This window comes from endosymbiont of Lamellibrachia barhami (assembly GCF_011947365.2).
Taxonomy (GTDB): Bacteria; Pseudomonadota; Gammaproteobacteria; order Chromatiales; family Chromatiaceae; genus QGON01.
In genome coordinates this window covers 1-2,045 of the sequence record NZ_JAAVSH020000014.1, presented here as the reverse complement: position 1 = coordinate 2,045, position 2,045 = coordinate 1, and the positions used below count along the sequence as shown (strand labels likewise).

Annotated in this window: 4 protein-coding genes; all 4 read right to left on the bottom strand. The window is 55.7% G+C overall.

The window, feature by feature from the left end; all coding sequences use genetic code 11:
* Positions 1–557: flagellar hook-basal body complex protein (locus tag G9Q73_RS19115; RefSeq protein WP_177421557.1), on the bottom strand; the 557-nt coding region annotated here is incomplete at its 3' end.
* Positions 558–592: 35 nt separating this feature from the next.
* Positions 593–1,264, bottom strand: coding sequence for a flagellar hook assembly protein FlgD (locus G9Q73_RS19110; protein WP_177421556.1), 672 nt, complete (start codon positions 1,262–1,264; stop codon positions 593–595).
* A gap of 10 nt (positions 1,265–1,274) precedes the next feature.
* Positions 1,275–1,688 (bottom strand): flagellar basal body rod protein FlgC, encoded by a 414-nt coding sequence (flgC, locus tag G9Q73_RS19105; protein ID WP_177421555.1) that lies wholly within the window; start codon positions 1,686–1,688, stop codon positions 1,275–1,277.
* Between the two features lie 2 nt (positions 1,689–1,690).
* On the bottom strand, positions 1,691–2,045 hold a 355-nt coding region (flgB, locus tag G9Q73_RS19100; protein ID WP_177421554.1), incomplete at its 5' end, for a flagellar basal body rod protein FlgB.

Genomic DNA, 2,045 nt, shown 5'->3' with positions numbered 1-2,045 from the left:
CCTGCGAGCGGCGGAAAGACTGCCGCATTGAAGGGCGTACCCGGAACCGGCTCCGCAGCATCCAGGTTAACCGTGGAGATCACGGCGCTGGTAGCTCCCGGATCACCGGAAACCACCGGCAGATTCAGATCAGTGGTGGTGCCGGTATTGAACAGCGTCCCGGCAGGATCCACCGGGGGAAAAACCTGCAGCCTGGCTTGGGTATGGTTCACCACATAGCCGTCGCGATCCACACTGAATGAGCCAGCCCGGGTGAAACTCCGGTCACCGTTTTCACTCTGCGTGACAAAGAAACCTTCACCATTAAGGGCGAGATCCAGATTATTCGCGGTGAAATCGATACTGCCCTGCCCAAACTGCTGGGACACACCTGACACACGCACACCGCTACCGGACACAGTGCTGCTGACGTCAGTGAGAGAGTTGGCGTAGATATCGGCAAACTCGGCACGCGACTCCTTGAAACCTATCGTACTGGCGTTGGCGATATTGTTGCCGGTCACCTCCAGGTCAGTGGAGGCGGCATCCAGTCCACTCAATGCAATTCGAAATGCCATGGTGTTTCTCCTTTATATAAAATCTTTGTAACTGTTCAGAAGATCTGGGCGACATTGTTCATGGATATCTGCCCAAGACCCTGGATATTCAGGCCAAGGCCGTCGGCGCCCCCCAGATTGACGCTGTCGACCTTGGCGTTGAGGTAGACATAGGGGGAGAGCTCTGCATCATCCACCGTGGCATGGGCGGTAATCTCGTAGACGCCTTCCGGCATGTAGTTTCCTCTATCGTCATAGCCATCCCAGCTGAACTTGATCTGCCCTGCCGACTGAGATCCAAGTTCAATCTCCCGCACAAGTGCGCCTGAGGCATCGGTCACCCGTACCGTAAGATCAGCGGCTGAAGAGGGTAGCTCAGTGACACCCTTGACGCTGCCACCATTGGAGAGCCAGCCGCTGTTGGTGGCGACGAGTACCTCATGCCCCACCAGGTTGGCCGCCTGCAATGCCTGACCTGAAGTCAGATCTGCACTCAGTCCCGTGAAGGCGCTGTTCAGATCCTGGATGCCGGAGACAGTAGAGAACTGCGATATCTGCGTTGCCAGCTGCGAGTTATCCATCGGCTTGGTGGGATCCTGATGATTGAGCTCGGTAATCATCAGGTTTAGAAAATCGTCCATCCCCAGCTCATTGCTGTTGTTGGCCGACTCCTGGGTTGTCAATCCCAGACCAGAGTAGATATCGTTGTTGGTTGAGATCGTAGTCATCGTAAACTCCTTACTGGCCCATGCGGATTGTGGCGATGAGCATCTGCTTGGCGGCGCTGGCCACCTCGACATTGCTCTGATAGGAACGGGAAGCGGAGATCATATTCGCCATCTCCTCCACCATATTGACGTTGGGACGGAAGATATAACCCTCCTCATCGGCCATGGAGTGGTTCGGCGCATACTCCTTTATTAAGGGCGCCTTACTCTCGACCACCCCGGCCATCCTCACGCCAACCGCCGGGTTTTCACCACCCATCTCATCGAATACCGCTTTGAAAACCGGCTGACGGGCCTTATAGGTTTCACCGATACTGCTACTGACACTATCCGCATTGGCCATGTTGCTGGCCACCAGATTCAGCCGCAGACTCTGTGCACTCATGCCTGAGGCGGCAGTATCAAAAATCTTGAACATGGACATAACTATTCACCTCTAATGGCCGAGCGCAGGCCACTCACCTTGCCATTGAGAAAACGCAGACTTGCCTGGTACTCCAGGGAATTGGAAGCAAACGCGGTGTGCTCCCGCTCCGTGTCCACTGTATTGCCATCCAGAGAAGGCTGAGTGGGGGAACGATAGAGCATCTGCGTCGGCGGGATCAGACCATTATCTGTCTGAATGTGCTTGGCGTTGGTGGTCTGCATACGCACCGGCCCCTGCATCTCACCTGCCAACACCTTGTGGAAATCGAAATCCCTCGCTTTATAACCGGGGGTGTCGGCATTCGCCAGATTGCTGGCGATCACCTCGGCACGGCGGGCACGCAACTGCAGAGCC

What these genes read in the sequence shown, in the direction of transcription:
- G9Q73_RS19110 (WP_177421556.1), bottom strand. Translation starts at nt 1,264, where the DNA reads ATGACTACGATCTCAACCAACAACGATATCTACTCTGGTCTGGGATTG.
- flgC (WP_177421555.1), bottom strand. Translation starts at nt 1,688, where the DNA reads ATGTCCATGTTCAAGATTTTTGATACTGCCGCCTCAGGCATGAGTGCA.